The organism is Streptomyces sp. NPDC048277 (genome assembly GCF_040652235.1).
GTDB lineage: Bacteria > Actinomycetota > Actinomycetes > Streptomycetales > Streptomycetaceae > Streptomyces.
In genome coordinates, this window is the sequence record NZ_JBEZLQ010000020.1 from 25,378 (window position 1) to 47,701 (window position 22,324).

Genomic DNA, 22,324 nt, shown 5'->3' on the forward strand with positions numbered 1-22,324 from the left:
GCCCCCACCGGCCCGCAGTTCCCCAACAACGCACTTTCCGAAGCGACCGACTACCGAGGCGACTTGGGAACGTCGATCCGGTCGACGTCCGGCGCGTACCCCGACCCGCTGTCGAAGCTGATCGTGTTCGCACCGGCCTTCAGCACCACCGGCACGCTCACCGACGTCACGGTCCCCCAGTCCCCGGTCGACGGGAACTTGTGGCTGGTCCCGGCCCCGGCGTTGGCCGAGATCGTGGCGGACCGGGAGTCACCGCTGATGTAGGCGACCTTCACCAGATACGTCCCCGCCTTGTCGACGACAACGTTGTTGAAGGTCAACTTCCCGCCCTGGTACAGGTTCCCGACCTTCTTCTGCCCGGAGCACGCGTCGCACCCGGCGACGGACGCGTTGCCGCTGAGCGTGTTGCCGCTCGCCTCGGCCTCATAGGCGGTGGCCGTCAACGCGGTGCCCTTCGGTGTCACGGTGAACAGCCGCGAGCCGTGCGCCGGCAGCGCCTCGGTGATCTTGTTCTGGAAGCCGCCGAGGTTCTCGTGGTTCCACAGGTCCCGGACCGACGCCTTGCCGGTGAAGCCCAGTGCCGTCCAGTCGGCGGTGACCGCCGCAGGCGAGTCCGCGAGGTTGAACAGCGCGACCGTGTACGTGCCGTCGGCGTTCTTCGCCGCCCAGACCTGCTGCGGGTCGGACGGGGTGACCGGGCGGGCCGGCGGGTTGTCGCTCTGGTCGATGCCGATGACCTCGCGGTTGGTCAGCAGGGAGACGCCGTAGTCGTCGAGCTCGGTGAGGTCGTCGCCGGTGAACAGGGGCGACTTGGCGACGGCCCAGAGCGTGGCGTAGCTCTGCCGTTCGGCCTTGGTGAGGCCGTCCATCGCGCCGTTGCCGACGTCGAGGGAGTCGAGGTCGTTCCAGCCGCCGGGGCCCGCCGTGCCGGTCCAGGCCGGGGTGTCGTCCCAGCGGTCGTCGACGGAGTTCTCCCAGCTGACGAGGGTGTTGCAGTAGCACTCGACGTCGGTGTCGATGCGCCAGCCGTTGGTGTACTTCTTCCAGTCGGCTGCGTGCCCGAAGTCCAGGGACCAGGAGACTTCCAGGTGGATCGGCCGTCCGGTGGCGGCGATCGCCTGGTGCCAGGCGGCGACGTCGGCGATGTTGTCGTACTGGTCGCCGCTCTTGCCGGAGCCGGGGCCGACGCCGTCGAGCTTGAGGAAGTCGTAGCCCCAGTCGGCGATCAACTGGGCCTGGGAGTCTATGTATTTCTGCGCGCAGGGTTTGTCGAAGTCGAGTTTGTAGGCGCTGTCCCAGCCGTTGGTGGTGCGCAGGTCGTCGTAGACGATGTCGGCGGTGGTGCAGCCGTCGGCGTTCCAGACGGCGGTCCTGCCGTCGCCGTACGCGCCCTTCTCCAGGCCGACGGGGAGGTAGATGCCGGCCTTGAGGCCCTTGGCGTGGATGTGGTCGGCGACGGCCTTCATGCCGCTGGGGAAGCGGGCCGGGTCGGCCTTCTGACGGCCGTACTGGTCGTAGCCCTGCTTCCAGTTCCAGTCCATCCACCAGCCGGCGTCGATGTTGACGTGGTCGTAGCCGTACTTCTTCAGCTTGCTCGCCAGGGCGTCGGTCTGCTTGAGGACGTTCGCCTCGGTCAGGTAGCTGTAGTCGCCCTGGTCGTTGAGGCCCGGGTACTTGGACGACTGCATGCTCCAGCTCGACCAGCCCATGTAGGGCTTGGCGGCGATCGGGGCGGGGGTGTCGGCCTGCGCGGCGGGCACGGCGGCCGCGAAAGCGGCCGTGAGCGCCAGTACGAGGACGGTTCTCAGCCCGCGTGCGGGCAGGACGGAATACGAAGGTGACCGCATGGGCCCTCCAGGGATCGGGGTCTCGGGCGGCTCAGCCCTTGCCCGCTGGGGTGGGAGAAGAGGTGATGAAGGACTGGATCGCGGCGGCCGCGGCCCCGCGTGCCCACTCCTCGAAGGGGAGCGGGCGGGTCTGTACGTCGCACCGCGCGGCGGAGCCGAAGGCGGCCGCGGTGAACGAGTCGAGGATTTGCTCGGCGAAGAGGTCGTGGGCGGCGAGTCCCTCGCCGGAGATGATCACGCGTTCGGGGCCGAAGAGGTTGGCGACGGTGGCGATGCCCCGGCCGATCGCCTCGCCCGCGCGGGCGTACACCTCCCGCGCCCCGGGCACGCCCTCGTGAGCGAGGGCCACCGCCTCGGCGGAGTCGGCCACTTGACGGCCCGTCACCTCACGCATGCGGGTGACGATCGCGGCGTCCCCGGCGATCGCCTCCACACAGCCGCGGTTGCCGCAGTGGCAGAGGGGCCCGGCCGGGTCGATGGCCACGTGCCCGATCTCCCCCGCTACCCCGTGCGCGCCCGACACCACCCGGCCGTGGACCACCAGTCCGCAGCCGATGCCGGCGCCGACGGTGACCACGGCGAAGTCGGAGAGCCCGACCCCGGCGCCGAACCACTGCTCGGCGACGGTCAGGGCGCGGACGTCGTTCTCGACGACGACCGGCAACCCGGTGGTCATGGCGGCGAGTTCGGCGAGGGCCACGTCCCGCCAGTCGAGGAAGGGCGAGTAGCGCACGACCCCTTCGGCACGGTCCACGTCGCCGGACACGGCGATGCCGAGACCCAGCACGGGGGCGCCGAAGTCCTCGGCCTCGGTGCGCAGTTCATGGGTCAGCTCGGCGACGGAGGTCAGGACGGCCCTGGCGGCGCGGTCGGTCACCGGCAGCCGTCGGGCCAGGCGGATCCGGCAGCACAGGTCGGTGAGGACCGCTATCACCTCGTCGCCGGTCACCTTGACCCCGATGAACAGTGCGCGTCCGCCGTCGACCCGTACCAGGTTGGCGGGGCGTCCGAGCGCGGGCCGGGCCTCGCCGTCGGCGTCCTCCGCGAGATATCCGGCCGCCAGCAGTGGCCGGACGGCCTTGGTCACGGCCGCCGCGGACAGGCCGGCCCGGCGGGCCGCCTCCAGTCGGGTGAGGGGGCCGTGGGACAGGACCGTGGTGAAGATCTGCGAGACGGCCGGCGTGTGGGCCGGAAAGGTCTCGGCACGGGTGGTGGAGCGCATGGCCGGGAACTTAGGTGGCTTATTTTCCGCTGTCAATAAAAGAAACAGGAATCACCTGAAGGTTGACTGTGAGGTTCCAGTGGCCTTCAAATGGCGGGTGTGGAGGGGAGGTTGCCACGGGATCCGGCGTTGTCGGTGCCGGGCCGCACAATCGCCGTATGACGACGATCGACTGGCACGAGCTGACCCACGCCTACGGTCCGGCGGACGACATCCCCGGCCTCTTCGCCCGGCTCGGCGGCACCGAGGACGACACGGTGTGGGGCGAGTTGTGGTCGGCGCTGTGCCACCAGGGCTCGGTGTACGAGGCGAGCTGGGCCGCGCTGCCGACGCTGGCCGGCATCGCACACGGCCGGGCGCCGGGCGGGCCGGTGGAGGCGGTGGTGCTGGCGGGGGCGATCACCGCGTACGCCGAGGACCCGGGCCGCGTGGAGTACGAGCGGGAGATCGGCGAACTCCTCGCCGTCGGCCGCGAGTTGCTCGCGGCCCCCGGGCTCCCCTCGGCCCTGTTCGTGAACCTCCTCCAGTCCGTGCTGGCCTTCGAGGGGGCCGGTGTCTGGTCCGAGGCGCTGGAGGGGGTGAACAGCGAGGAGTACGAGCTGGAGTGCCCGCGGTGCGCGGAGGGGCTGTTCGTCGCGTTCGGCCGGTACGGCACGTTCGTGTCCGCCGGGGACCATGTGACGGGGCCCGGGGCGGCCCGGTCCGCGGCGGGCCTGGGCGAGCTGGTACCCGCCCGGCCGGACCGGCTGACGGGGCTCGGTGCGCGGCTGTACGGCGAGGCGGTCCGGGCCGGGCAGCCGGAGGTGGCCGAGACGCTGACCCATGTCTTCGGGCAGGGGCGCTGTCCGTCCTGCGACACGGTGTTCGCGGTGGCCGAGCTGGTGGCGGAGCAGTGGGTCTGATCCGGGTGCCCGGCCCCCCGGCAGGGCACCCGGACCGGCGGTGCGGCGCGTCCGTCAGTGGCGGGCGGCCGGCGTGTTGGCGGCGGTGACGTCGACCGCGGCCCAGGCCTGGTCGACCGTCCGGTACTCGACGCTGCTCGCGCCGTAGAGGTCCGTGGCCGCCTTCAGCGTCGCGACGCGCGCGTCGTGGAAGTCGGTCGAGGAGACCATGTACCGGGTCAGGGCGCGGTAGAAGATCGCCGTGGCCTTGGCGCGGCCGATGCCCGTGACCGTGGAACCGTCGTAGGTCGGCGAGTTGTAGGTGGTGGCGCCGATGGTCTTGCGGCCGCTGCCCTCGGCGAGCAGGTAGTAGGCGTGCGAGGAGACACCTGAGCCGGCGTGCACCTCCGCGTCCGCCACCTCGGGCGACCAGTAGTCGACCGTGCCTTCGAGCTTGTCGAGCGAGGGATGGTCGAGCCGGCGCAGGAACTTCTGTGCCAGGCCCAGCTTCTCGCCGAGGAGGTAGTTCGGCGGGTTCTTCGGGTTGTTGGCGAAGAACTCGACGTTGGAGCCGAAGACGTCGGCCAGCGACTCGTTGAGCGCGCCGGGCTCGCCGAACTGGTTGCCGTCGTTGTCGACATAGGTCGGTTCGAGCTTGGCGGTCGCGTCCACCACGCCGTGGGTGAGTTCGTGGCCGGTGACGTCGAGGACGACCAGCGGCTTCTTGATCTCGTCGCCGTCGCCGTCGCCGTACAGCATGCAGCCGCAGGTCGAGTCCCAGAAGGCGTTGCCGACCTTGCTGCCCCAGTGGACCATGGCGCGGGCGGGCTTGGAGTTGTTGGCTATGCCCTTGCGGCCGAAGGCCTTCTTGTAGAAGTCCAGGGTCTCGGTGATGCCGTACTGGGCGTCGGCGGCGGCGCTGCCCCGGCTGGTGGTGGTGCCGTTGCCCCAGCTGTCGGTGGTGCTGGTGAACTTGGTGCCCTGGGCGAAGCTCTCGGTCTCCTTGCCCTTGGCGTCCCGGGTCTCGGTGCCGTAGCGGGTGGGGTCCTTGAGCAGGAAGCTCGTGCGGGCGGTCTGCGTGGTGGTGAGCGCGACCTTGCCGACGAAGAGGGACCTGCCGGAGCCGTGCGCGGTCACCGGGTAGTGGGGGGCGGCGGAGACGGACGCGCCGGCGAAGGCGTCGGCCCGGGTGCCGATGCCGGTGGCCGGGTCGACGGTCTCGCCGCGCCGGCGGAGGGTCTCCAGCACCTTGGGCGAGAGGAACTGGTCGCTGTCGGGCGTGTTGCTGCGCACCTTGCCGGTGAGCGCGTCGACGACGACCGTGCTGGAGCCGCTGTCGCCGTCGACCGTCACCTGGTAGGCGAGGGCGGCGGCGCCGTCGCGGGCGTCCACCACGAGCTGTGCGGTGCCGGCGTCGCCGTCGGCGGCCGAGGCTGCCTTCTCCTCGGCCTGCCGGGCCGTCAGCTTCGCCTCGGTGGTGGCGGGCCGCACGGTGTGGTCGGCCGCACGGGTGACACCGGTGTAGGCCAACCGACGGGAAAGATGGACGACGAGGTCGCCGCCGAGTACCGGCATGCCCCGGTGGGTGCGGACGAAGCGGACATGGCGCGCCCCTTCGGGGTCGATCATCACGTCCTGCGGCTGGAGCTCGTCGCCCGCGCCGACTCCGGTCGCCGTCGCATGGGCGAAGGCCGCGGCCCGCGCCGCCACCACCACCTGCTCGGCCGTGGTGGCGGCCGTCTGCTGTGCCCCCGTGGCAGGACCGGCCAGGGCCGTGTCGGCCAGGCCCGTGGCGACCGCCACCACTGCGACGGCGACCGCCACGCTGCGTATGTGCGCGCTACGCACTGATCAGGGTTCCTTCGTTCAGACGGCGATCGGGGTCGCCGACCGCCGTGCGGCATGGCGCTGTCGGGCGCCAAGGGGGCTGGTCGGGCCCCGGGCCGCAACCCTTCCGGACAAGTCATGTCCATGTAAAGCGCAGTTCGTCGCTTTTCTTGCGTTTCGTGGCAATACTTTGCGAAAGCGCACCGCACAGTGATCAGCGGATGACCAACTGTGCGTCGACTGTGGAGATGTGACGGGATGCGAGAAGGTTCCCCGCACCGAATGTGACCCATCTCGCATCGGACACGGCACGGAGAGGAGCAGGGTCCGGATGGTCTCGGCAACGGTGAGCAGATGCGCGGTACTCGGGGCGGTGGCGCTGTCGCTGCTCGGGGTCCCGGCCCAGGCGGCGCCCGGAAGGGCGGGAGCGGAACCCCGGCCGGCCGCCGCCCTGCCGGCACCCGACACCGCGGGGCTGGCCGCGGTGCTGGACTCGGTGGTGGCGAAGGGGGCGCCCGGCGCGATGGCCCGTGTCGACGACGGCACGCAGGTCTACAGGACCGCGCGCGGCATCGCCGACCGGAGCACCGGACGCGCCCTCACGACCGCCGACCGCTTCCGCATCGGCAGTGTCACCAAGACGTTCTCGGCGGTCGTCCTGCTGCAGCTGGTGGACGAGCACAAGCTCGACCTGGACACCTCGGTCAACGACTATCTCCCGGGACTGCTGCCGGACGACCGCATCACCGTGCGCCAGGTGCTGAGCCACCGCAGCGGTCTGTACGACTACACCGACGACCTGTTCGCCGACAGCGTCTCCGGCTTCGAGGCGGTGCGGAACAAGGTCTTCACCTACCGCCAGCTGGTGGATCTCGCCCTGAAGAAGCCGCGCACCAACGCGCCGGGCGCCGCCTACTCGTACTCCAACACCAACTTCGTGGTCGCCGGCATGCTCATCGAGAAGCTCACCGGGCACAGCGTGCGGACCGAGTACCAGAACCGCATCCTCGGGCCGCTGAAGCTGAGCGACACCTTCTACGTCCACCCCGACACGAAGATCCCCGGGCAGCACGCCAACGGCTACCTCACCGCGGACGAGGCGGGCGCCGACCCGGTCGACGCCACGGACCAGACGGTGTCCTGGGCGCAGAGCGCGGGCGCGATCATCTCCAGCGCCCGCGACCTCGACACCTTCTACTCGGCACTGGCGCGCGGAAAGCTGACGTCCGCCGCGCGCCTCGCCGACATGGAGCGCTTCAGCCGCGTCAACTCCACCACCTCCTACGGCCTGGGCCTGCGCCGCCGAGACCTGTCCTGCGGGATCTCGGTGTACGGCCACACGGGCGCCGTCCAGGGCTACTACACGTACGCCTTCACCACCAAGGACGGCGGGCGCAGCCTCACCGCGCTCGCCAACGCCTCCAACAACTCGGCGGTGCTCAACACGCTGGCGGACACGCTGGAGTCGGCGTTCTGCGGCAGGCGGGCGGCGCCGCGGAGCACCGGGACGCCGATCGAGCGGGAGGACGTGGCACCGGCCGCGCCGCGGGAGCAGTAGCGTTCCGACCCTCAGGAGGGAACCTCGCGCCCGGGCCGGACGTTCTACCGGCGACTCCCCCACCGGGCGCGGTGTTCGGCCCCCTGACCTCGCGGAGGCGGCGCGATGAGCGAGCTGGTCCCCGGGGGCAATCTGCCCCTGCCGGGCGGCGCGCTGACGCTGCGGGTGCCCGGTCCCTTCGACATGTCGGCCCTGATCACCGGCGAGAGCGGCAAGGTCGGCGGCGACGGCGACTTCGTGTTCTACAACCAGCCCGACGCGCCTGGCATCCGGCTGCGCGGCGACACGCTGACCGTGGAACCGGCCCTGCTGCGCGCGGGCGCCGAGCGTGTCACCCTCACCGTCACCGCCGCCGAGCCCGGCACCCCGCTCGGCCGGCTCCCCGCCTCCGCCCTGCACGTCACCGACCGCCTCGGCCGCACGGTGGCCCGCTTCGCCCCGCCGCGCCCGGGGACCGAGACGCTCCTGCTGCTCGCCGAGATCTACCACCGGGGCACCGGCTGGAAGCTGCGCGCGATCGGGCAGGGGTACGCGGACGGGCTGGCCGGGCTGGCCCGGGACTTCGGGGTCGAGGTCGTCGAGGATCAGCAGCCCCCGGCCGGCTTCCGCCCCACCATCCCCTCGCAGCGCACGGCGACCGGGCCGCCCCGTCCCTCGACCGGCTCGCTCCCCGATCCGGACGGCCTGCTCGGTCTGGTCAACTCCGCCCGCGCCCGGGCCGGCCGCCCTCCGGTGGCGCCGGACGCCCGGCTCACCTCCGCCGCCCTCGCCCACGCCGGCGCGATGGCCGACGCCGGCCGGCTCGCCACCGAGGGCCGCGACGGCGTCTCGGTCCACCAGCGGATCAGCGACACCGGCTTCGGGTACGTCACGGTCGGCGAACACCTCGTCTCCGGCCCGCGCACCCCGGCCGAGTTCGTCGACTACTGCCTGCGCACCGAGGACGCCCGGCGCACCCTGCTCGACCCGGCCTTCACCCACGCCGGCCTGGCCCACGTCCGCGCCCCGCGGGACGGGGACACCTACTGGACCGCGCTGTGGGCCAGACCCCTCACCCAGGCCGAACTGGCCCGCACCCGCACCGAGGTCGTCGACCTCACCAACCGGGAGCGCACCCGGGCCGGGCTGCGCGCACTCGCGGTGGATCCGCAGCTGGCGACCGCCGCGCAGACGTACAGCACGGACATGGCGACCCGCGACTTCTACTCGCACACCTCCCCCGAGGGCACCCAGCCCTGGGACCGGGCCGCCGCCGCGGGCTCCCGGCGCCGCACCATCGGCGAGAACATCGCCTGCGGGCAGCGCTCGGCCGCCGAGGTGGTGGACGGCTGGATGAACAGCCCCGGCCACCGGGCCAACATCCTCAAACCCGACTTCACCCACATAGGCATCGGCTTCGCGGGCGGCGGCCGGGCGGGCACCTACTGGACCCAGCTGTTCGGTGCCTGAACCGAGACGTCCGCGATCTTGGCGGAACGGGTCCGTCCGGGACACCATGCCCGACATGAAGGGTGATCTCTTTTCCAGTCGGCACATGGTGGCACCGGCCGTCGAACCGGGCATGACGGTCGAGAACGCGAAGTGCGTCAAGTACACGGTGAACGGCGAGATGTACGCCCGCCAGGGCGCGATGATCGCGCACCGCGGCAGTCTGCGGTTCGAGCGCAAGGGCCAGGGCGTGGGCGGCATGCTCAAACGCGCGGTCACCGGTGAGGGACTGCCGCTGATGTCCGTGCAGGGCCAGGGCGAGGCATGGTTCGCGCACGAGGCGCAGAACTGCTTCATCGTCGAGATCGAGCCCGGCGACCAGTTCACGGTCAACGGCCGCAACGTCCTGTGTTTCGACGCCTCGCTGTCGTACGAGATCAAGACCGTGAAGGGGTCGGGTGTCACCGGCGGCGGTCTGTTCAACAGCGTGTTCACCGGGTACGGCAGGCTCGGGCTGATCTGCGACGGCAACCCGCTGGTGATACCGGTCTCGCCGCAGTCCCCGGTGTACGTCGACACGGACGCGGTGGTGGGCTGGACCGCGCAGCTCGGGACCTCGCTGCACCGCTCGCAGTCCATCGGCTCGATGCTGCGCGGCGGTTCGGGCGAAGCGGTCCAGCTGATGCTCCAGGGCGAGGGGTTCGTGGTGGTACGCCCGAGCGAGCTGACCCCGCAGAAGGCGCAGCAGCACTGACAGCCCCGTGTTGACCAGGGGCGTCCCGGCGGGTCAGGGTGCGATCGGCGCGGACTCCCACCCCCGCGCCGAAAGGGTGAACCGTCTTGATCGGCATCTCGGACATCGAAGCCGCGGCACAGCTCATCGCCGGACACGTGGTACGCACACCGACCGTGCCCAGCCCCGGTCTGTCGGAACTGCTCGGCGCTCCGGTCACCGCGAAGCTCGAACTGCTGCAGCGCACCGGCTCGTTCAAGGCGCGCGGTGCCACGGCGAAACTGCTGTCGCTGAGCGAGGCCGAGCGGGCGGCCGGCGTGGTGGCCGTCAGCGGCGGCAACCACGGCATCGCCCTCGCCGTGATGGCCGCGGACCTCCAGGTGAAGGCGACGGTGGTCATGCCCCGTACGGCGCCCGCACGGTCGATCGGGCTGGTCGAGGCGGCCGGGGCGTCGGTGCGGCTGACCGACGGCATGGGCACGGCGTTCGAGCTGGTGACCCGGCTGCGGGACGAGGGGCTGACCCTGGTCCACCCGTTCGACGACCCGGTGGTGATCGCCGGACAGGGCACGGTGGGCCTGGAGTTCGCCGAGGACGCGGACGACCTGACCGATGTGATCGTCAGCATCGGCGGCGGGGGCCTGATCGCGGGCGTGGCGGCGGCCCTGCGCGCCGAGCGCCCGGGGGTGCGGGTGTGGGGTGTGGAGACCGAGGGCGCGCAGGCCATGTCCGAGGCGCTGGCGGCGGGCGGCCCGCTGCCGGTCGCGGTGTCGTCGATCGTGACGACGCTCACCGCGCCGACCGTGTCGCAGCTGACGTACGACCATGTGTCGGCGCTGGTGGAGGAGGTCCTCGTCGTCCCCGACCGGGAGGCCGTACGGGGCAGTCTGGAGTTCGCCGAGCACGCCAAGGTGTGGACCGAGCCGGCCGCCGGGTGTCTGCTGCCCGCCGCCCGTCAGGTGCGGGAACGGGTCGGTGACGGAGCACGGATCGGGCTCGTGGTGTGCGGGGGCAATGTGACACACCGGGAGATCGCGGAGTGGACCGAGCGCTTCGGTCTCGGCTGACCAGCGGACCGCATCCGGGCTTTTACCGTCGGTTACCCGCAGGTCGGGGCCCGGCCATGCATTGTTTTCCTCAAGTCCCGCACCACTGGCGCTGGTTGAATAAAAGGCAAGAAGGGGCTCGGAGTTGCAGATCCTTTGAACAAACCCGGGCGCGCCCCCCGTACTCCTGGTCAAGACGAGGCAGGGGTTTCAGCGAGGGATGACAATGGTCAAGGCGCATGTCTCCGCACAAGAGTTGGTCGCCGGAAGGTACCGGCTCCTCGAAGTCGCCGACCGCGAGCCGAACCGCATCAGCTGGTACGCGGAGGACGTGCAGGCCGAGCGACCTCGCCTGGTGACCCAGATCGTGCTCCCCGGGGTCCTCACCGACGACATCGTGCGCCGGGCCACCGCCCGCGTCCTGCGCTCCTCCGAGGTCATGAGCGCGCTGCGGCCCGGCCGCGTCGCCATGGTGATCGACGCCTTCGAGGAGGCGGGCGCGCTGTGGACGGTCACGGAGCTGATCGACGGCACCCCGCTCAGTGAACTCCTCGCCCGGGGGACCACGTTCAACTGGGTGCGGGCCGCCCGGATCGGCCTGGAAGTGCTCGACGTGCTGGAGGCCGCGCACGGCGACGGCTACACGCACGGCGAGCTCAGCCCCGGCCAGATCTTCGTCCGCGACAAGGGCCCGGTCGTGATCACCGGGTTCGGCCTCGCGGGCGCGACCCTGGCGCCCAGGGTCACCGCACCGTCGTACGCGTCACCGGAGCAGGCCAGAGACGAGCGCATCGGCCCCTCGGCCGACCTGTGGGCGCTCGGCGCGATCCTCTACACGATGGTCGAGGGGCGGCCGCCGTTCCGGGACCGGGGCAAGCCCGACGCCACCTTGAAGGGTGTGGACCGGCTGCCGTTGCGCACCCCGCTGCGCGCCGGGCCGCTGACCCAGGTGGTGCAGGGGCTGCTGCGGAAGAACTCGCGGGAACGGCTGAGCCGGCCGGTGGTGCGCGACGCGCTGACACGGGTGCTGGACGAGGACCCGGACGCGACGGCGGAGCCCGCCCCCGTGCCCCGGCTGCGCGGTGCCTATGTGGCCGCGCGGGCGTCGGGCTGGAGCAGGACCACCATGATCGGCGGGACCGCGCTGGCCGTGGTGACCGTGTCGGTCGCCGTCCTGGCCGCGACCCAGGGGCTGCCCGGCAGCAACTCCGCGAGTTCGGGTCCGACCGCGTCCGCGACGGCCCCGGACCCGGGCAACCGCACGGACGGCAGGGGCGGCACACCGAGCGCATCCCCCTCCCCCTCCGCTTCCCGGACGTCGGCGTCGCCCGGTCCCAGCCCGTCGGCCTCCGCCTCGGCCACGGCCGGCGCCCTCCCGGCCGGCTTCCACCGCTACACCGCCCCGGAGGGGTTCTCCGTGGCGCTCCCGAGCGGCTGGAAGCGCCTGGAGACCGCGCGGGAGACCGGTGCCTACCGGGTCACGTTCGGCCCGGGCGGCGACGACCTGCGGACCCTGGCGATCACCTACAGCACCACGGCGGGCCCCGACCCGGTCGCCGTCTGGCGGACCGACGTGGAGCCGCAGCTGGAGAAGCTGGACGGATACCAGCGGATCGGCCAGATCAAGGCCACCACCTACCAGGGCTACAAGGGCGCCGACATGGAGTGGCTGTCCGGAACCGGCGCCGACCGGGTGCACACCTTCGGCCGCGGTTTCCTGCTCGGCGGCGGGCGCAGCTTCTCGCTGCGCATCACGACGTCGGCCGGCACCTGGGACGACGCCGCGAACCAGCTCGCGATGAAGACCTTCCTGGCGACGTTCCGGGAGTCGTAGGACTCCGTCGCGACTTCGTCGACGGGCTGGCAAACCCGCGTCAATGCGCCGATATAGGCTGCCGGACTGTACGCATGCAGTCCGGCAGCCTTCAGGAGTGTCCTCCGTGACCCTAGCGATCGACCCGTCCGAGACGTCCACCCCGTCCGCCCCGTCCCCGGCTCCCCTCTCCGACCTCGTGGCGCGGGACGCCCGGGAGTTCGGTGCCTATGTGCGGACCGGAGGCTGGACGTTCGGGCTGATGGTGGCCCGCAGTGTGCGGCCGGGCGGACAGGGCGCGGAGGAGACGCCGAAGGTGTCGGCGAAGGAGTTCGCCGAGCTGGCCGGCTGCTCCCCGGAGCGGGTCATGCGCTACTACAAGGCCTGGGACCGGGCCGCGGACGACGGCCTCGTCCCGCACTTCGAGGCACTGGCCCCCGGCCAGGAGGTGGAACTCCCGGACTCCGACGCGTGGTTGACCTACTACGTCTCCCGCAACAGCGCGACCTCCGAGCGCGGCACCGCCATCGCCGAGGCCGCCGAGGCCGAGGGCATCCGGCCCACCAAGGCCCTCGAGGTCGCGGAGAACCCGACCGCGCTGCGCGCCGCGATCCTCGCCGACCCGTCGACCGCCAGCGCCGCCCGCACGGCCCTCCTCGACCGCATCAAGGAGGACCCGGACCTGCAGACCGTGCTGGCCCGGGACGTGGTCCGCACCGCCGACCTGAAGAAGGCCGTGGCCACCGCGAGCCGCTCGGCCGACCGCATCGGCTATGTCCGGCAGATCGCCGAGTCCGGACAGATCAAGACCCCGGCCGGGCAGACCGTCGACGCACCCGTCGAGCTGCGCCAGGAGGCCGAGCGCCATCTCTCGCTCCTCGACGAGCTGGACGAGGACGAGGACACCGGCGAGTGGGCGACCGAGGCCTACGACACCATGAAGAACCTGGTGGTCGAGGCGGTCGAGGCCGACCCCGAACTCCGCGTCCAGGAACAGCGCACCAAGTTCTACAGCAGCCTGCAGAAGGCGACCAAGGCGTTCGAGGAGCTGACCTTCGACGACGCCCAGGACTTCTACGAGGACGACATGGTCCAGCGCCTGGAGGAACTCCAGCAGGCCATCGGCTCCTGCCTGGCCGCGCTGCGCGGCACCAAGGGCAATTCCGTTCAGGATTGAGCGTTTTTCACGCGGGAGGGGTACTAGAGGGCACCAAGCCGATCGTTCTCGGAGGCCACTCGCGTGAACCCCATCGTGCACAGGACCCTGGTGGTACAGCTCCGGGCGGACGGGACGGGCCGCTGCCCCGTCCTCGCCCATCTGTCGTACGACGCCGGTGACCCGTTCGCCGTCACCGCGGTGTTCGCCCTGGACGGCAGGGTGCTCGCCCGGTGGCGGCTGGACCGCGAGATGCTGAACGACTCCCTGAGAGAGCCGGTCGGGGTCGGGGACGTGCGGTTGCGGCCGGTACGGCAGGGGCGCTGGAGGGAAGTGCGCATGGATTTCCTCGGCGACCCGCTGCCCGGCGGTGAGCGGCACCACGCGGTGGTGTTCGTGTGGGCTCCCGCGCTGGCCTCCTTCCTGAGCGACACGTACATGGCGGTGCCGCCCGGCCGGGAAGAGGTCCCTGTCGACGACGTACTCGCGGAGATCCTCGCCACCGGCTGAGTAGCCGTACTCATGTCCATGCCCAAGCGCTGCGGCCACGATGGGGCTCCCACGACAAGGAGTCCGCGATGACCGCAGTGCACCCCGCCCCGCGTCCCGTCCGCCACGAGGTGGCGCGCCGTGTGCCGCCCGCCCTGTTCGCCGGGGTGGTGGTGGCCGGCATGGCCGTGTCGGCGTGGGGAGCACGGGACCGTACGACCTGGTTCCTGGAGACGGTGTGGGTGCTGGCGGGGCTGCCGCTGGTGGTGCTGACCTGGCGGCGATTCCCCCTCACCGGGCTGCTGGCCGGGCTGCTCTCGGCCCATGCGCTGGTGCTCGCCGTCGGCGGCCACTACACCTACGCCGAGGTGCCGGTGGGTGACTGGGTGCGCGACACCTTCGGCCTGGACCGCAATCCGTACGACCGCTTCGGCCACCTCATGCAGGGTTTCGTGCCCGCGATCCTGGTCCGGGAGCTGCTCGTCCGTACCTCCCCGCTGCGCGGCAGCCGCTGGCCGGCTCCGCTGACCGTGTGCGCGTGCCTCGCGTTCAGCGCGTTCTTCGAGCTGCTGGAGTGGCTGGCGGCGGAGATCGGCGGACACGGCGCGGACGCCTTCCTGGCCACGCAGGGCGATGCCTGGGACACCCAGTGGGACATGTTCTGCGCGCTGATCGGGGCGACGGTGTCACTGCTGCTGCTCAGCCGGGTGCACGACCGGCAGCTGCGGACGCTGGAGGCGGCTCAGCGGACGGTGTGACGGCGCCGGGCCCACAGCGGCACGGCGTACCAGCACACCAGGTACCAGACGACGACGGCGGAGACCGCCCAGGTCACGTAGCCGCCGTCGGTGGCCACCCGGAGGATCAGCACCAGTGAGGCGGTCATGGTGGCCAGCAGCAGGAAGAGGCCGATCGAGGTCAGCCGGGCCGCCAGCCGGACCGCCTCCGGTTTCACCCGCTGCCCGGCGACCATCCGGTGCAGGGACACCGGGCCGATGAGGGCGCCCGTGGCGCAGGCGCCGAGGACGACGGTGACGATGTAGATCGTCCGGTCCGCGTCGGACAGCTGGGCGTACTTCTGCTGGAAGACCACGGTGAGCAGGAAGCCGAAGAGGATCTGCACGCCGGTCTGGGCGACGCGCACCTCCTGGATGAGCTCGGTCCACATCCGGTCGGCGCGCTCTTCCTCCGTCTCGTCGCGTCCCGTCCGCCGCGCCGGCTCGCTCATGCGATGCGTGTAACCAGGCGGAAGACCGTTCAAACAAGGGGGCGCGGGGGCCCGGCCGCCGGGAGCGGTGGCATCCGCTCCGCTCCCGGCGGTGCGGGCTACCAGCGGTTCTCGACCTGGTCCTTGATCCGCCGGTCGTAGAGCTCGCGGATCGCGGTGACCGTCTCCTCGGGCAGCTGCGGGAGCTTCGCGGCGGCCGCGTTGGCGCGGGCCTGCCCGGGGTTGCGGGCGCCCGGGATCACCGTGGTCACACCGGGCTGCTCGATGATCCAACGCAGGGCGAGCTGGGCCGGGGTGTATCCCTCGGGGGCGAGGGCGGCGAACTCGGCGGCGGCCTCGACGCCCGTCGCGTAGTCCACGCCGGAGAAGGTCTCGCCCTGGTCGAAGGCCTCGCCGTGCCGGTTGTAGGTGCGGTGGTCGTCGGCCGCGAAGACGGTGTCCTTGGTGTACTTGCCGGACAGCAGGCCGGAGGCGAGCGGCACGCGCGCGATGATGCCTACGCCGGCCTCCCTGGCGGCCGGGAGCACCTCCAGGAGCGGCTTCATACGGAACGGGTTGAGGATGATCTGCACGCCGGCCACGCCCGGGCGGGCGATCGCGGTGAGCGCCTCCGCGCAGGTCTCGACGCTGACCCCGTAGGCCGCGATGCGCTCCTCCTCGACCATCGTGTCGAGGGCGTCGTACACCTCGCCGGAGGAGTAGACCGGGGTCGGCGGGCAGTGCAGCTGCACCAGGTCCAGGCGGTCCACGCCGAGGTTGCGGCGCGACCGGTCGTTCCACGCGCGGAAGTTGTCCAGGACGTAGTTCTCCGGGATCTGGTCGACCCGGCGGCCCATCTTGGTGGCCACCAGCACATGGAGGTCCGGCCTGCCGCGCAGGAAGGTCGCGATGGTCTGCTCGCTGCGCCCGTCGCCGTACACGTCGGCGGTGTCGAAGAAGGTCACCCCCGACTCGGCCGCCGTCTCCAGGACGGCGAGGGCGTCCTTCTCGTCCACCTCGCCCCAGTCGGCGCCGAGCTGCCATGTGCCGAGGCCGACGATCGATGCCCGCTGTCCCGACCTGTCGATTACGCGTTCGTCCATGGCGCCAGTCTGTCATCCGCCACCGACAACGGTGTCATGGCCCGGGGCCACCCCGCCCACCTGTGAATCCTTCACTCACACGGGTGATTGCGTTCGACAGAAATCAGGAGTGCGTCAACCCGGCCCCTAGCGTGTCGGCGTGACTGATGGTTCAGCGAACAACAAGTCCTGGAACGACGGCTGGAGCCGTCGGGGTTTCCTCCGGTCGGCCGCCGTGCTGGCCGCCGTACCCGTGCTGCTCGCGGCGGACCCGGCCGTGGCCGCCGCCGAACTGCCCGGTTTCCCGCCGGAGGTCGCCCTGTACCGCTCGGCCTACCGCAACTGGGTCGGCGAGATCACCGCGGACGGGCTGTGGGCCTGCGCCCCGGCCGACGCCGAGCAGGTGCCGGCAGTCGTCGACTGGGCCTGGCGCAACGGCTGGCGGGTACGCGCGCGTGGCTCCTCGCACGGGTGGTCGCCCCTGACGGTCACGGAGGGGACGGCCGCCGACGACAAGGTGCTGCTCGTCGACACCGCGACGCATCTCACGGGGCTCGCCCTGGACTCCGGTGGGGAGGGCCCGGCGGTACGGGCCGGGGCCGGCGTCGGCCTGGAGGCGCTGCTCACCTTCCTGGAGGGCCACGGCCTCGGGCTCACCGCCACGCCCGCACCCGGCGATCTGACGCTGGGCGGGGCGCTGGCGATCGACGCGCACGGCACCGCCGTACCGGCCGACGGCGAGGAGCCGCTGCCCGGTCACACCTACGGCTCCCTGAGCAACCTGGTGCTGTCGCTGACGGCGGTGGTGTGGGACGAGGACGCCGGGGCGTACGTCCTGCGGACGTTCCGGCGCGACGAGGCGGACTGCGCGGCCCTGCTCACCCATCTCGGCCGGGCCCTGGTGACCGAGGTCGTGCTGCGGGCCGGGGCCGACCGCGGTCTGCGGTGCGTCAGCCGGACCGACATCCCGGCCGGCGAGCTGTTCGCGGCGCCGGGTTCCGGCGGGCGGACCTTCGACGGCTTCCTGACGCGGTCCGGGCGGGTCGAGGCGATCTGGTTCGCCTTCACCGAGTACCCGTGGCTGAAGGAGTGGAGCGTCGCTCCGACGAAGCCGCTCACCTCACGGCACGTCACCTCGCCGTACAACTACCCCTTCTCCGACAACGTCCCGACCGTGGTCGCCGACCTGGTGGGGCGGATGGTGTCCGACGCGGCCTGGTATCTGGCGCCGGTGCTGGGCAACGCGCAACTGGACGTGGCGGCGCTCGGGTTGGTGACGACGCTGTCCTCGGACATCTGGGGGGCGTCGAAGAACACGCTGCTGTACATCAAACCGACCACGCTGCGGATCAACGCGAACGGGTACGCGGTGCTCACCGAGCGCAGTGAAGTGCAACGGGTGGTGCACGAGTTCACGTCGTTCTATCGCGAACGGCTCGCCGCGTACGCGGCGTTGGGACGGTTCCCCGTGAACGGATCGGTGGAGATACGGGTGACGGGACTGGACGACCCGGGGGATGTCGGGGTGGCCGGCGCCCAAGTGCCGTTGCTGTCCGCGCTGCGGCCGGAGGATGGGGCCGACACGGCTGTGTGGCTGGATGTGCTGACGCTGCCGGGGACACCCTACGCGGAGGCGTTCCTGCGGGAGTTGGAGAGGTTCCTGTTCGAGCGGTTCGACGGGACTCGTGTCGAGTGGTCCAAAGGGTGGGCCTATACGGAGTCCGGTGTGTGGAGTGATACGGAGGTGCTCGGTACGACGATTCCGGCGTCCTTCGGTGCAGCGGTGTGGAATGCGGCGGTCGGGACGCTGGACCGCCTGGACCCGCACCGCGTGTTCGGCAACGGGTTCCTGGACGGGCTGCTCGTGGCTCGGTAGAGGGGCACTCGGAAGCAGTAGCCCTCTCCCACGTCTAGAGCGTCAACTGGGCCTGGAGGGCCGGGCCGTAGCGGTCGGCGATGTCGTCGATCACGGAGTCGCGCAGTCGTGGGCCGCGGGCGATGCCGTACATCACGCCCAGGCCGATGAGCTGGGCGACGGCGAGTTCGGCGCGCAGGCCGGGGTCCGGTCCGGCGAGCCGGGCGGCGAGGGCGTCGACGACGTGGGCGCGGAAGTTGGCGCGCAGCACGTCGCCGTGGTCGCCGTGCAGGGGCGCGAAGACGATCCGCAGCAGCGGGTCGGCGCCGCGGTCGCGCTGGCTCTCCAGGACATGCCGGACCATGTGGCGGCCGAGGTCGTCCAGCGGGGCGTCCAGCAGAGCGGCCGCGTCGGCGTCGAAGGACATCACGCGGGCGAACAGGCCGTCCTTGTTGCCGAAGTACTTGAGGACCAACGGCGCACTGACACCGGCGCGTTCGGCGACGTCCTTGAGGGTGATGTCGGCGTGCGGGTGGCGGGCGAGGAGGTGGCGGGCGGCCTTGAGGATGGCCGCCTTGGTGGCCTCCGCGTCCCGGCGGGCGGGCGCGGCTGCGGTGGGGGGTCGGGTGCTCACACCGCTCATGCTCCCTCCAGCGCGTCGTCGCGGGCGCCCTGCGTGCGGCCCCCGGCGCGCAGGGTGTCGTCCGGAGCCCGGTCGCCGGGTATGGACAGGGCGGCGGCGCTGGCCGCGAGCGCGACGGCGCAGGCCATCCCGAACGCCAGCTGGTATCCGTGCAGGGTGGCGATCGGGGTGCCGCCGACCAGGCTGGTGTGGTGGGTGAGTACGGCGGCCACGGCGGCGCTGGAGGTGGCCTGGCCGATGGTGCGCATGAGGACGTTGACGCCGTTGGCGGACGCGGTCTGCCGCGCGGGGACGGCCCGCAGGATCAGCGTGGGCAGGGCGGAGTAGGCGAGGGTGGTGCCGGTGGCGACGACGGTGGCGCCCAGGACGATCATCCAGAGGTCGCGGCTGTCGGCGATGCGGACGACGTATCCGCAGGCGATGACGGCGGCGCCGAGGGCGAGGGTGACGCGCGGTCCGCGCGCGGCCGAGATCCGGGCGGAGACCGGGGAGAACACCAGCATGATGATGCCGCTGGGGAGCAGGCAGAGGCCGGTGGCCACGATGGACAGGCCGAGGCCGTATCCGGTGGCCTTGGGGGCCTGCACCAGCTGGGCGGTGACCAGGGAGTTGGCGTAGAAGGCGAAACCGGTGAGCAGAGCGGCGACATGCGACAGGCCGACGCGCGGCCTGGAGACCAGGTGCAGGTCCACCAGGGGCCGCTCGGTGCGCAGTTGCTGCCACCACCACAGGGCCATGACGAGGATCGCGGCGCCGAACAGGCCGAGGATGCGCGGGCTGCCCCAGCCCCACTGGCCGCCCTGGGAGACACCGAGCAGCAGACAGGTCAGGCCGACAGCCAGCCCGAGCGCGCCGAGCACGTCGAACCGGCCGGGCTCGCGCACCGGGGACTCCCGGACCGCCCACCACACGGCCGCCACACCGAGCGCGCCGAGGAGGCTGGTCAGCCAGAACATGGTGTGCCAGTCGTAGTACTGCACCACCAGCGCCGCCAGCGGCAGGCCGAGGGCGGCGCCGATGCCGACGGTGGAACTCATCAGCGCCACCGCCGACCCCCGGCGCTCGGCCGGGAGTTCGTCGCGCAGGATGCTGATCGACAGCGGGACGACGGAGGCGGCGGCACCCTGGAGCGCACGGGCGGCGATGAGCACGGCGATGTCCGAGGACAGGGCGCACATCACCGAGCCCACGGTCATCAGGGCGAGGGCCCCGGTGAGCACCCGGCGCTTGCCGTACATGTCACCGGCCCGGCCGAGCACCGGGGTGAGGACGGCCCCGGCGAGCAGGGTCGCGGTGACCGTCCAGGAGACGGTGCCGGCCGAGGAGTGGGTGAGCCGGGGCAGGTCCGGCAGCAGGGGGACGACCACCGTCTGCATGACGGCCATCAGGATCCCGCCGAAGGCCAGTACCGGGATGGTCAGCCGCTGCCGCAACAGCGGAGCCGCGGCGGGCGGATCCGCGGGGCCGGCGGTCGGGGCGGGCTGGTCCATCGGCACTCCTGCGGGCGGCACGGATATGTAGGTGAATTCGAATTCATCCTATCGGGTGAATTACCTTTCACCAGCCCGGGCCGTCGCCACCGGGCCGCTACGACCGGGCGTGCAGAGCCCGCGCCGCCCGCGGTCCGAGCCACCGCTTGAACCGGCGCAGCACCTCGAGCCGCCCGGCCGCCTTGTCGATCCCGTAGTAGAGCTGCGGCGGGACGTACGGCAGCAGGGGCGAGTGCCGCTGGCCGAGCAGGGCGAACATGCGGTGCGGGGGCAGGCCGATGTAGCGGGGGAGGTTCTCGTACCACTGGGCGCTGAGGCGGGCGGCGCTCTGGGCGGAGAGCAGTTCGGCCCTGCGCCGGTGCTCGTAGGCGGCCAGGGCCTGCGGCAGGGTGTCGTGCTCGCGCAGGGCGTCGGCGAGGCACATCGCGTCCTCCAGGGCGAGGGTGGTCCCGGCGCCGATGGAGTAGTGGGTGGTGTGGGCGGCGTCGCCGAGCAGGACGAGGTTGCCGTGGTGCCAGTTGTCGTTGGTGAGGGTGCGGAAGGTGGGCCAGGCCGCCGAGGAGCCGCCCAGCAGGGCGTGTCCGTCCAGGATGCCGGCGAACAGCTTCTCCAGCAGGGCCAGTTGGTCGGCCTCGCCCAGCGCGTCGAGGCCCAGGCCGGTGAGGGTCTCGGGGGCGCATTCGATGACGCAGGTGCTGTGCCCGGCGTCGTACGGGTAGCCGTAGCACCAGACCCAGCCGTGCTCGGTCTCGGCGAAGGCGAAGGTGAAGGAGTCGAAGACCTGGGTGGTGCCGAGCCAGACGTAGTGGTTGCGGCCCTCGGTGACATGGGCGCCGAAGTCGTCGGCGCGCCGGGTGCGCAGGAGGCTGTGGATGCCGTCCGCGGCCACCACCAGGTCGGCCTCGGGGAGCTTCTCGGGCGTGATCTCGTCCTCGAACTCCAGCCGCACCCCCAGGGACCGGGCGCGCTCGGCGAGGATCTCGAGGAGGCGGTGGCGGCCGATGCCGTGGCCCGGGTCGCCGGGCTGCCGGGTGACCTGGTCGCGGACATGGGCGACGCCCTGGTTCCAGCGCACCGAGCTCTCCTCGATGGCGCGGGCCGACTCGGGGTCGTGCGCGTGGAGCCTGTCGAGCAGGGCGCGCCAGTAGGTGACGCCCCAGCCGTAGGTCGAGCCCTCGGGGTTGCGTTCGTGGACGGTGATGTCGTGGGACGGGCTTTGCCGCTTGAGCAGGATCGCGAGATACAGGCCGGCGGGCCCGCCTCCGACGCAGACGACCTTCACGCACACACCCCTGGGATTCACCGAACGTGGTCAATTGGCACCGCAGGGTAGCAGCGCACGCGGGTCCGGCCGGGTTTTCGAATCGCGCCAGATTGACGTCGTGATCCACGGCACCCGGACGGCGGACCGCCGCGAAAGATCGACGGACACCGCCACGTCCGGGCAAGGAATTCCCCGTTCCGGGGTCGGTCGGCCCACCGCCACAGCAAGATCATCTTCGTTCAATCTTGTATGACATGTAGTCAATTGTCCTGATCGCAGCCAACCCGATCCGGGCGATTTCTCCTGCTCCGGAACCGGCGGATAGGCATACGGGGTCATCACCCGCACCCACCACAGGAGCATCCGTATGCCCGACCTCACCCGCCGTCGCGCGCTCACCGCGGCGGCCGCCCTCGCCGCCGCGGCCGGCGCCCAGAGCCTCGTCGCACCCGCGGCCACCGCCACGCCCCACCGGCACGGGGGATCCCTCGAACCTTTCGACGAGGTCTACAAGGGCCGCCGGATACAGGGCCGCCCGGCCGACATGGGAGGCATGGGCGGCGGTACGGGCGGCGGTCACCACCACGAACACGGCGCCGGATACGCGGTGTTCGTCGACGGAGTGGAGCTGCACGTGATGCGGAACGCGGACGGCAGCTGGATCAGCGTGGTCAGTCACTACGACCCGGTGGCCACCCCGCGCGCCGCCGCCCGCGCGGCGGTCGACGAGCTGCAGGGCGCCGCGCTGCTGCCGTTCCCCGCCAACTGACCGCCCCCGCAAGG

19 protein-coding genes are annotated in these 22,324 nt (G+C 71.7%); 11 read left to right on the forward strand and 8 right to left on the reverse strand.

All coding sequences use genetic code 11. From position 1 onward, the window contains the following. Positions 1 to 50: 50 nt before the first annotated feature. The gene (locus AB0D85_RS35225; RefSeq protein WP_362329197.1) at positions 51 to 1,847 is read right to left on the reverse strand and encodes a CBM35 domain-containing protein; all 1,797 of its coding nucleotides are present in this window, start codon (positions 1,845 to 1,847) and stop codon (positions 51 to 53) included. A 31-nt stretch (positions 1,848 to 1,878) separates the two neighbouring features. Further along, complete coding sequence (locus tag AB0D85_RS35230; RefSeq protein ID WP_362329199.1) at positions 1,879 to 3,069, reverse strand: ROK family protein; 1,191 nt, start codon at positions 3,067 to 3,069, stop codon at positions 1,879 to 1,881. Between the two features lie 158 nt (positions 3,070 to 3,227). Between AB0D85_RS35230 and AB0D85_RS35235 the strand changes: the two genes are divergently transcribed. Further along, positions 3,228 to 3,971 (forward strand): hypothetical protein, encoded by a 744-nt coding sequence (locus tag AB0D85_RS35235; protein WP_362329201.1) that lies wholly within the window; start codon positions 3,228 to 3,230, stop codon positions 3,969 to 3,971. A 54-nt stretch (positions 3,972 to 4,025) separates the two neighbouring features. Here AB0D85_RS35235 and AB0D85_RS35240 read toward each other — a convergent pair whose 3' ends face one another. After that, a complete protein-coding gene (locus AB0D85_RS35240) occupies positions 4,026 to 5,798 on the reverse strand; it encodes a M4 family metallopeptidase (protein WP_362329203.1) in 1,773 nt (590 codons plus the stop codon). 310 nt (positions 5,799 to 6,108) lie between these two features. On the opposite strand from AB0D85_RS35240, the gene AB0D85_RS35245 reads away from it, so the two are divergent. From AB0D85_RS35245 to AB0D85_RS35280, 8 genes are all read left to right on the forward strand, one after another. Further along, entirely contained in the window at positions 6,109 to 7,335 is a 1,227-nt protein-coding gene (locus AB0D85_RS35245; RefSeq protein WP_362329205.1) for a serine hydrolase domain-containing protein, read from the forward strand. A gap of 105 nt (positions 7,336 to 7,440) precedes the next feature. Further along, positions 7,441 to 8,784: a CAP domain-containing protein gene (locus AB0D85_RS35250; protein ID WP_362329207.1), complete on the forward strand. Its 1,344-nt coding sequence runs from the start codon at positions 7,441 to 7,443 to the stop codon at positions 8,782 to 8,784. Positions 8,785 to 8,839: 55 nt separating this feature from the next. Beyond that, positions 8,840 to 9,517: an AIM24 family protein gene (locus AB0D85_RS35255; RefSeq protein ID WP_362329209.1), complete on the forward strand. Its 678-nt coding sequence runs from the start codon at positions 8,840 to 8,842 to the stop codon at positions 9,515 to 9,517. 86 nt (positions 9,518 to 9,603) lie between these two features. Further along, entirely contained in the window at positions 9,604 to 10,563 is a 960-nt protein-coding gene (locus AB0D85_RS35260) for a threonine/serine dehydratase (protein WP_362329210.1), read from the forward strand. Between the two features lie 199 nt (positions 10,564 to 10,762). After that, positions 10,763 to 12,376 carry a serine/threonine-protein kinase gene (locus tag AB0D85_RS35265; RefSeq protein WP_362329211.1) on the forward strand — a complete coding sequence of 538 codons (1,614 nt, stop codon included), beginning with the start codon at positions 10,763 to 10,765 and terminating at the stop codon, positions 12,374 to 12,376. A 106-nt stretch (positions 12,377 to 12,482) separates the two neighbouring features. After that, positions 12,483 to 13,532, forward strand: a complete 1,050-nt coding sequence (locus AB0D85_RS35270) for a hypothetical protein (protein ID WP_362329212.1) — start codon at positions 12,483 to 12,485, stop codon at positions 13,530 to 13,532. A 63-nt stretch (positions 13,533 to 13,595) separates the two neighbouring features. Next, a complete protein-coding gene (locus AB0D85_RS35275; protein ID WP_362329214.1) occupies positions 13,596 to 14,021 on the forward strand; it encodes an SsgA family sporulation/cell division regulator in 426 nt (141 codons plus the stop codon). Between the two features lie 68 nt (positions 14,022 to 14,089). After that, entirely contained in the window at positions 14,090 to 14,758 is a 669-nt protein-coding gene (locus AB0D85_RS35280) for a DUF2238 domain-containing protein (protein WP_362329216.1), read from the forward strand. Here the strand turns inward: AB0D85_RS35280 and AB0D85_RS35285 are convergent. Both AB0D85_RS35285 and AB0D85_RS35290 read right to left on the reverse strand, forming a co-directional pair. Further along, positions 14,743 to 15,228 carry a DUF6328 family protein gene (locus AB0D85_RS35285; RefSeq protein ID WP_362329218.1) on the reverse strand — a complete coding sequence of 162 codons (486 nt, stop codon included), beginning with the start codon at positions 15,226 to 15,228 and terminating at the stop codon, positions 14,743 to 14,745. The genes AB0D85_RS35280 and AB0D85_RS35285 overlap by 16 nt on opposite strands. A 98-nt stretch (positions 15,229 to 15,326) precedes the next feature. Then, the gene (locus AB0D85_RS35290) at positions 15,327 to 16,310 is read right to left on the reverse strand and encodes an aldo/keto reductase (protein ID WP_362329221.1); all 984 of its coding nucleotides are present in this window, start codon (positions 16,308 to 16,310) and stop codon (positions 15,327 to 15,329) included. Positions 16,311 to 16,449: 139 nt separating this feature from the next. Here AB0D85_RS35290 and AB0D85_RS35295 point away from each other — a divergent pair, with 139 nt between their 5' ends. Next, on the forward strand, positions 16,450 to 18,165 hold the full coding sequence (locus tag AB0D85_RS35295) for a cholesterol oxidase substrate-binding domain-containing protein (RefSeq protein WP_362329223.1): 1,716 nt from the start codon (positions 16,450 to 16,452) through the stop codon (positions 18,163 to 18,165). 34 nt (positions 18,166 to 18,199) lie between these two features. Here AB0D85_RS35295 and AB0D85_RS35300 read toward each other — a convergent pair whose 3' ends face one another. The 3 genes from AB0D85_RS35300 to AB0D85_RS35310 all read right to left on the reverse strand — a co-directional run bounded on the left by AB0D85_RS35300 (position 18,200) and on the right by AB0D85_RS35310 (position 21,565). Beyond that, a complete protein-coding gene (locus AB0D85_RS35300; RefSeq protein WP_362329225.1) occupies positions 18,200 to 18,787 on the reverse strand; it encodes a TetR family transcriptional regulator in 588 nt (195 codons plus the stop codon). Next, positions 18,784 to 20,277 (reverse strand): MFS transporter, encoded by a 1,494-nt coding sequence (locus tag AB0D85_RS35305; RefSeq protein WP_362329227.1) that lies wholly within the window; start codon positions 20,275 to 20,277, stop codon positions 18,784 to 18,786. Before AB0D85_RS35305 ends, AB0D85_RS35300 begins: the two co-directional genes overlap by 4 nt. Positions 20,278 to 20,374: 97 nt before the next feature. After that, positions 20,375 to 21,565 (reverse strand): FAD-dependent monooxygenase, encoded by a 1,191-nt coding sequence (locus tag AB0D85_RS35310; RefSeq protein ID WP_362329590.1) that lies wholly within the window; start codon positions 21,563 to 21,565, stop codon positions 20,375 to 20,377. A 343-nt stretch (positions 21,566 to 21,908) separates the two neighbouring features. Between AB0D85_RS35310 and AB0D85_RS35315 the strand changes: the two genes are divergently transcribed. Continuing rightward, positions 21,909 to 22,310 carry a tyrosinase cofactor gene (locus tag AB0D85_RS35315; RefSeq protein ID WP_362329229.1) on the forward strand — a complete coding sequence of 134 codons (402 nt, stop codon included), beginning with the start codon at positions 21,909 to 21,911 and terminating at the stop codon, positions 22,308 to 22,310. The last annotated feature ends 14 nt before the right edge of the window (positions 22,311 to 22,324 follow it).